The sequence below is a fragment of the Planosporangium flavigriseum genome, from assembly GCF_011947225.1.
Classification (GTDB): Bacteria; Actinomycetota; Actinomycetes; order Mycobacteriales; family Micromonosporaceae; genus Planosporangium; species Planosporangium flavigriseum.
Window position 1 is genome coordinate 21825 of the sequence record NZ_JAATVW010000032.1, and the last position, 7398, is coordinate 29222.

The 7398-nt window shown below is 68.8% G+C and carries 7 protein-coding genes; 5 read left to right on the forward strand and 2 right to left on the reverse strand.

Annotated features, from left to right (window positions below):
• Positions 1–34 precede the first annotated feature (34 nt).
• The 4 genes from HC028_RS25770 to HC028_RS25785 are packed head-to-tail and all read left to right on the forward strand — an operon-like array spanning position 35 to position 4910.
• The gene (locus HC028_RS25770; RefSeq protein WP_203981650.1) at positions 35–1165 is read left to right on the forward strand and encodes a substrate-binding domain-containing protein; all 1131 of its coding nucleotides are present in this window, start codon (positions 35–37) and stop codon (positions 1163–1165) included.
• A 27-nt stretch (positions 1166–1192) separates the two neighbouring features.
• Positions 1193–2371 (forward strand): levoglucosan dehydrogenase, encoded by a 1179-nt coding sequence (locus tag HC028_RS25775; RefSeq protein ID WP_168080032.1) that lies wholly within the window; start codon positions 1193–1195, stop codon positions 2369–2371.
• A 4-nt stretch (positions 2372–2375) separates the two neighbouring features.
• Positions 2376–3893 (forward strand): sugar ABC transporter ATP-binding protein, encoded by a 1518-nt coding sequence (locus HC028_RS25780; protein ID WP_203981651.1) that lies wholly within the window; start codon positions 2376–2378, stop codon positions 3891–3893.
• A gap of 6 nt (positions 3894–3899) precedes the next feature.
• Positions 3900–4910: an ABC transporter permease gene (locus HC028_RS25785; protein WP_168080033.1), complete on the forward strand. Its 1011-nt coding sequence runs from the start codon at positions 3900–3902 to the stop codon at positions 4908–4910.
• A gap of 97 nt (positions 4911–5007) precedes the next feature.
• Here the strand turns inward: HC028_RS25785 and HC028_RS25790 are convergent, their stop codons facing one another.
• Positions 5008–5178 carry a hypothetical protein gene (locus HC028_RS25790; RefSeq protein ID WP_168080034.1) on the reverse strand — a complete coding sequence of 57 codons (171 nt, stop codon included), beginning with the start codon at positions 5176–5178 and terminating at the stop codon, positions 5008–5010.
• Positions 5179–5529: 351 nt separating this feature from the next.
• Between HC028_RS25790 and HC028_RS28830 the strand changes: the two genes are divergently transcribed.
• Positions 5530–5967, forward strand: coding sequence for an integrase core domain-containing protein (locus tag HC028_RS28830; protein ID WP_203981652.1), 438 nt, complete (start codon positions 5530–5532; stop codon positions 5965–5967).
• On the opposite strand, the gene HC028_RS25800 is transcribed toward HC028_RS28830, so the two are convergent.
• The gene (locus HC028_RS25800; RefSeq protein WP_168080036.1) at positions 5864–7351 is read right to left on the reverse strand and encodes a DHA2 family efflux MFS transporter permease subunit; all 1488 of its coding nucleotides are present in this window, start codon (positions 7349–7351) and stop codon (positions 5864–5866) included. The two genes, HC028_RS28830 and HC028_RS25800, sit on opposite strands and share 104 nt — an antisense overlap.
• Between the last annotated feature and the right edge of the window lie 47 nt (positions 7352–7398).

The following is a 7398-nucleotide window of genomic DNA, read 5'->3' on the forward strand; positions in this document are numbered from 1 at the left end:
TACGCGTTTGACGACCGGGACACTCGCGACAGCGGTGGCTGCTGTACTCGTGGTCAGCGGCTGTGGCAGTGGCAGTGGCAGTTCGAGTGGTAGCTCGGCGAACAACACGGCGGTGACCAAGGCGCAGGATGCGCTCAAGCAGATCACTACCGGGGCCGTCCTCAGCAAGGGGCCACACGGCGAGACCCCGTCGCCGGCGAGCGACGTCAAGCTCACCGACGATGAGCTCGCCAGGATCAAAGCCATGAACGCCAAGGCGGCCATCGTGATGCACTACGGCGGCAACGACTGGTCCACCGCACAGATCGCCGGCCTGAAGAGCCGCTTCGCGGAGCTGGGCATCTCCGTCGTCGCGGTGACCGACGCGAACTTCAAGCCGGACAAGCAGGTCTCCGACCTGGAGACCGTGCTGACCCAGAAGCCGAACATCATCGTGTCGATCCCGACCGACCCGGTGGCCACCGCCTCGGCGTACCAGGCCGCCACGCGGGCCGGCGTGAAGCTGGTCTTCATGGACAACGTGCCAAACGGGATGCAGGCCGGCAGTGACTACGTCAGCGTCGTCTCCGCTGACAACTACGGAAACGGCGTCGTGTCCGCGCACGAGATGGCGAAAGCGTTGGGTGGCAAGGGAACCGTCGGTGTCATCTTCCACGAGGCCGACTTCTTCGTCACCAAGCAGCGCTACGACGGCTTCAAGACGACGATCCAGAAGGAGTACCCGGACATAAAGATCGTCGAGGAGAAGGGCATCGCCGGGCCGGACTTCGCCGGTGACGCACAGGCAGCCGCGAACGCGATGCTCACCAAGCACGCCGACCTCTCCGGCATCTGGGCCGTCTGGGATGTACCCGCCGAAGGAGTCCTGGCTTCGGCGCGCGCCGCGGGGCGGCAGAACCTGGTCATCACGACCGAGGACCTGGGCACCAACGTGGCCATTGCGCTGGCCAAGGACTCCCTCGTCAAGGGCCTCGGTGCGCAGCGCCCGTTCGACCAGGGTGTCACCGAGGCGAATCTGGCCGCCTACGGGCTGCTCGGCAAGCAGGCGCCAGCCTACGTCGCGCTCAACGCCCTGCCGGTGGACCACAGCAACGTTCTCGATGCCTGGCAGCAGGTGTACCACCAGCCGGCGCCGGCCGATGTCGTGAACTCGTTCAAGAAGTAACCCGAAACCAGGCGAAGAGGAGACGCGGTGCGTACCGTCAACGTCGGGCTCATTGGAGCCGGCTTCATGGGTAAGGCCCATTCCCTGGCCTACGCGGCGCTGCCGATGTTCTATTGGCCGGTGCCCGCGATGCCGGTACGCGCCGTCATCGCCGATGTGAGCGCTGACCTGGCAGCCGAGGCAGCGCTTCGGTTCGGGTTCGAGCGCTCCGTCGACGACTGGCGTCGGGTCATCGACGATCCCGAGGTCGACCTCGTGGACATCGCGACTCCGAACCACCTGCACGCCGAGATCGCCGCGGCGGCTGCGGCCGCCGGCAAGCACATCATCTGCGAGAAGCCCTTGGCGCGCACCGGTGCCGAGGCGGCCGCGATGTACGAGGCGGTGCGCGGAGCCGACGTCGTGCACATGGTGGCGTTCAACTACCGGCGTACTCCGGCGGTCGCGCTTGCCAAGAAGTACATCGACGAGGGCGCGATCGGCCGGGTCCTCAACTTCCGAGGTACGTACCTGCAGGACTGGTCGGCCGATCCGGACTCGCCGCTGTCGTGGCGGTTCCAGAAGTCCATCGCCGGCTCCGGCGCGCTTGGCGACATCGGTACGCATGTGCTGGACATCGCCCGGTACCTCGTCGGTGAGGTGGCCGCGGTGAATTCGATGCTCAGTACGTTCATCCCGGAGCGGCCGGTTTCCCAGGGCGGCCTGGACAAGCTGGGCGCCGCCGACCGGATGTCGGACGCGCCGCGAGCCGCGGTCGACGTCGACGACGAGCTGATCACCATGCTCCGCTTCACGGACGGCGCGGTCGGCACCGTCGAGGCGACCCGCAACGCGTACGGGCGCAACAACTTCCTCACGTTCGAGGTTCACGGCACCGGGGGCTCCATCACGTTCAACTACGAGCGTCGGGACGAGCTTCAGGTGTGCTTCGCGAGCGACCCGGGCGACCGGCGTGGCTTCCGTACCGTCTACACCGGGCCGTCGCATCCGTACGGCGAAGGCCTGTGGCCGATTCCGGCGCTGGGAATCGGGTACGGCGAGACCAAAATCATCGAGGCCTACGACCTGTTCCGGGGCATCGTGGATAAGACGCCGGTGAGCCCCGATTTCGGTGACGGCTACCAGGTCGCGCTGATCTGCGACGCGATCATGGACTCGGCGCAGTCGGGCCAGTGGGTCGAAGTGCCGGTCCGGGACGCGGGCTGACTCGATGACCGGCGTGGCCGAGGACACCGGGTATGCCGTGCGGATGCGCGGGGTGCACAAGGCGTTCAACGGCGTGCCCGTGCTGCACGGCGTCGACTTCGAACTGCGCCGTGGCGAGGTGCACGCCCTGCTCGGCGAGAACGGCGCGGGCAAGTCGACGCTCATGAAGATCCTGCAGGGCGTGTACTCGCTGGACAGCGGTGAGATCGTGGTGGACGGCCAGGCGGTGCGCCTGACGTCCACCCACGACGCCCGCGCCGCCGGTATCGGCATGGTCTTCCAGGAATTCAGCCTCGTACCCACGCTCAGCGTCGCGAAGAACATCTTCCTCGGCCGGGAACCGCGGCACCGCGGCGGTCTGCTCGACGATGGCGAGTCGGTGCGCCGGGCCCGGCAACTGTTCGCGCACATGGGCGCCGAACTGGATCCTCGGGCCGCCGTCGGCTCGCTGAGCACCGCGTACTGGCAGCTCACCGAGATCGCCAAGGCGCTCGCCCAGGACGCCCGCGTGCTCATCATGGACGAGCCGACCGCGAGCCTCGCCAAGCATGAGGTCGAAGCCCTGTTCGCGTTGGTCGGACGACTCAAAGCGGCGGGCATCTCCATCATCTACATCAGCCACCGGATGGAGGAGGTCTACCGGGTCGCCGACCGGGTGACCGTGCTGCGTGACGGCCGAAGGGTCATCGCCGCACCGCTGTCGGAGGTGAGCCCGGCGCAGCTCATCGAGCACATCATCGGGCGCCAAATGGAGCACGCGCTCGTCTGGCACGAGCGCGCGGTGGACCGGTCCGGTACCCCGATCCTGGAGCTGCGCCACGTCAGCGCCGGTCCGCGGGTCCGTGACGTTTCCCTGACCGTGCACCGTGGAGAGATCCTCGGATTAGCCGGCCTGATGGGCAGCGGCCGCACAGAGCTGGCCCGCTGCCTGTTCGGCATCGATCGGGTGCGCTCGGGGCAGGTGCTCGTCAACGGGCGGCAGGTCCAGCTCACCAGCCCGCGCGCGGCGATCGCCGCGGGACTCGCGCTGATCCCTGAGGACCGCCGCGCGCAAGGGCTCGTGCTCGACCACTCGGTACGTGACAACCTGCTGCTGCCGCTGCTGCCCGGACTGCGCCGTGGGCCGCTGCTGGACGACCGCAGGGGTGGCCGTACCGCCCGTTCGCTCATAGAGCAGCTGCGGATCCGGGTGGCGAACCCGAGTCGACCGGTGCGCCTGCTCTCCGGCGGCAACCAGCAGAAGGTGGTCATCGCCAAGTGGCTGGCCACTGATCCGACCGTGCTCGTGATGGACGAGCCGACGGTCGGCGTGGACGTGGGCACGAAGAGCGAGATCGTCAGCACTATCAGGGAACTCGCCGATCAGGGCAGGGCAATCATCGTCATTTCTTCAGAGCTACCCGAGCTGCTCGCGGTGAGCGACCGGATCGTGGTGCTGCGCGCTGGAGCGGTCGACCGGGAGCTGGACCGGCGGGACATCCCGGACGAGGAGCACCTTCAGATGGCCATCCAGGGAGTGTGATCAACCATGACCGCACCGACCGCATCGCCACCCACCCCGTCGGAGCCGCCGGCGGCCGCGTCGCCCAGTCGACGACCGCCCCTTGTGGACCTGGTGCGCCGCTCGGACTGGCGCGCCTACGTCATCTACATCGCGTTCGTGCTCGTGTTCCTGTTCTTCTCGGTGCTGCTTCACGGCAGTGGTTTCCTGTCCGGTAACAACCTGCTCAACATCTTCCGGCAGACCGCGACGATCTCGGTGATGGCAGTGGCGATGACGTTTGTCATCGCTGCGGCCGAGATCGACCTGTCGGTAGGCGCCGTGGCCGGCCTCGCCAGCGTCGTGACGGCGATGAGCATCAAGGACTCCGGCCCCGTGGCCGGAGTGCTTGCGGGGCTCGCTCTCGGGCTCGCCGTCGGCGTTCTCAACGGCGGTCTGGTGACGTTGCTGGGCATTCCGTCGTTCCTCGTGACGCTCGGCATGCTCGGAATCGCGTCGGGCGTGGCCATGTGGATCACCTCCTCGGCGCCGCAGCCGATCCTCAACGACGCCTTCAACAACATCTTCGGCTCGGGCACGGTGGCCGGCCTCCCCGTCCTGCTGGTATGGACGGTCGTCTTCGTGGCGGTCGGCGCCGTGGTGCTCACCAAGACCGGGTTCGGGCGGCGAGTGCTGGCTACCGGCGGCAACCGGGTGGCCGCCGAGTTCACCGGAATCAACACCCGCCGGGTGAAGTTCACCGTGCTGGTCGTGTCGTCGGTGGTCGCCAGCGTCGCCGGAATGCTCTACGCCGGACGGCTCCAGTCCGGACGCTTCCAGTGGGGCGCCGGCGACGAGCTGTCCGTGATCGCGGCGGTGATTCTCGGGGGCACCAGCCTGTTCGGCGGCAGCGGTGCGGTCATCGGCTCCTTGTTCGGGTCGCTGTTGATGGGTCTCATCAACAACGGGCTCATCCTCGCCGGGCTGGACGTCAGCCAGCAGCAGGTGGTCCGGGGAGTGATCATCATCCTCGCGGTCGCGGTAGCGCGTCGCCGGTAGGTCACGGCGACAGCGCGCACCACTGACCGATCACCCTCTCGTGCCTCGGAGGTGCCGCGGTGGGGTGGGCGGCGCGGTGGGGTGGGCGGTGGGGCGCTCAGGCGACTGTCACCTCGACGGCGAGGGGCCCGTCGGCGTACGAGGTCTGCAGTTCGTCGACATTGCAGGCCATCCGCAGGTCCCCGCTCACCAGCAGGTGCTGGTCCGACTCGCCTGGCTGCGCGACGACTTCGCCGCCGGTGACATCGGGGGGGGCGTGGGGCGGCACTGGCCACGGCCGAGGCACTGTTCAGCCGGGTCACCGGCCAGCCGGCTCGCCGCAACGCGGGGCACACCTACGGCGACCGGATCCTGTTCTATGAGGAGTGCCGCGGGCCGGTCGAGGAGTGCGTCGTAGGCGGCGACCTCGCCGAGGCCATCGAGGAACGGCTGCGGCTGCCCCTCGACGTGGGTGCGGCGTACGGCACCCTGAAGGGTGCCATCTCAGCGTCAGTCCTGTGAGCAGGGAGGAGGGGAATCCCGGCAGGCTGTCGTTCATGGTGGTCCGCACGCTGGCGTTCGTGATCGTCCGACGCGTCTTGGATCTGGTCGGCCTGGGTTCGAACCCGACGCGAAGGACGTGGAGATAGCGGTTCTCCTCATCCGCGACCGCGATGCGCAGTTCACCTCGGCGTTCGACGCGGTATTCGCCGCGGCCGGTGTCGGTACGGTCAAGATTCCGCCGCGAGCGCCGAAGGTCAATGCATACGCCGAGCGGTGGGTGCGCACCGTCCGCGTCGAGTGTCTGGACTGGACGTTGATCTGGAATCGGCAGCACCTGCAGCGGGTCCTCGCCAGCTATCTGGAGCACTACAATACGGCTCGCCCTCACCGCGGCGTCGATCTGGAGGTTCCGGTGTCCGCCCCGGTGGCGGCAGTGACTATGTTGCTCACTGCCCGGCGCGTCGAACGCGCTATGTCAGGGGAGTGGCATCGAGTCCACAGTGGAACGGCGGATGCCCGTGTGCGCTCTCCGGAGTTGCCGGTGCTGCGGCGGGCTCCGGACGTCGTTCGGTAGGGCCGATCGTCGCGGCGGCGAGCAGACCGCCGAGCACGCAGGCGGCGGCCGCGATGTAACAGGCCGTGCGGAACCCGGCCGAGTACATCGTCGGGTGGAGATAGGTCAGCTCTCCGATTCCCGCCGCGGCCGGCAGGATCGCGATCGCGATGAGTCCGGCGGCGCGGGCGATGTCGTTGTTGACCGCCGATGCCACCCCGGAGCGCTCCGGCGGCGCTGATCCCAGCGCCGTCGCGGTCAGCGGAGCGACCGTGATGGACAGCCCCAGCCCGAACACCCCGACGGCCGGCAGCACCTCGGTCAGGTAGTCGCCGCCCGGCCCGATCCGGCTCAGTAGGACGATGCCGGCGCCGACCACGAGCGGGCCGACAGCCATCTGGGGCCGCGGGCCGATCCGGCTGGCGAGCGCCCCGGCGCCGGGCGACAGCAGCAGCATGATGAGCGTGACCGGCAGCAGCGCGGTACCGGAGGCGAGCGGGCTGTACCCGCTGACCTGCTGCAACTGGATCGGCAGCAGGAACAGCACGGCGCCGAGCGCCCCGTACACGATGAAGGTGACCGCGTTGGTGGCGCTGAACCGCCGGTTGGCGAACAGCCCGAGCGGCAGTAGGGGGTGCGCGGTACGGCGCTGGTGTACGACGAAGCCGACGAGCAGCGCCGCCCCGGCGACCAGCGCGCCCGCGACCGCCGGTGAGGTCCAGCCCAGGGGCGCCCCCTCGGTCAGGCCGAAGGTCAGGCTGACCAGTGCGAGCGTGACGAGCAGCCCGCCGGCCACGTCGATGCGGCCGGTCGCCGTAGGGTCCCGCGTCTCGGGAACGTGCCGCAGACAGACCCAGGTGACGGCCGCGGCGAGCGGCAAGTTGATCAGAAAGATGTACCGCCAGGAGACGCTGCTGACCAGCCAGCCGCCGAGGAACGGACCGGCCGCGACCGCCAGACCCCCCAGGCCGGACCAGGCGCCGACGGCCCGGTCCCGGTCTTGAGGCACGTACGTCGCCTGGATGATGGCCAGGCTGCTCGGGGTCAGCAGTGCGGCGCCGCACCCCTGCAGCGCCCGCGCGGCGATGAGGAGCTCGGCATTGGGTGCCAGGCCGCACAGGAGCGAGGCGAGGGCGAACCAGACCACGCCGACCACGAACACCCGGCGCCGCCCGTACCGGTCGCCCAGCGCGCCGCCGACCAGCAGCAGGCCGGCGAGCGTGACGGTGTATCCGGTGACGATCCACTGCAGCGTGGTCAGGCCGGCGTGGAAGTCGCGACCGATAGCCGGCAGCGCGATGCTCACCACGGTCGCGTCGATGGCGGCGAGCCCCGAGCCCAGCACGGTCGCCAGGAGGACCCACTTACCCCGTGAACTGGCGTACGTGACGCCGCCGTCGGCCATCAGCCATTATCTGCTCGCTCATAGGTTGTGGGCATGCTCCGGCGTCA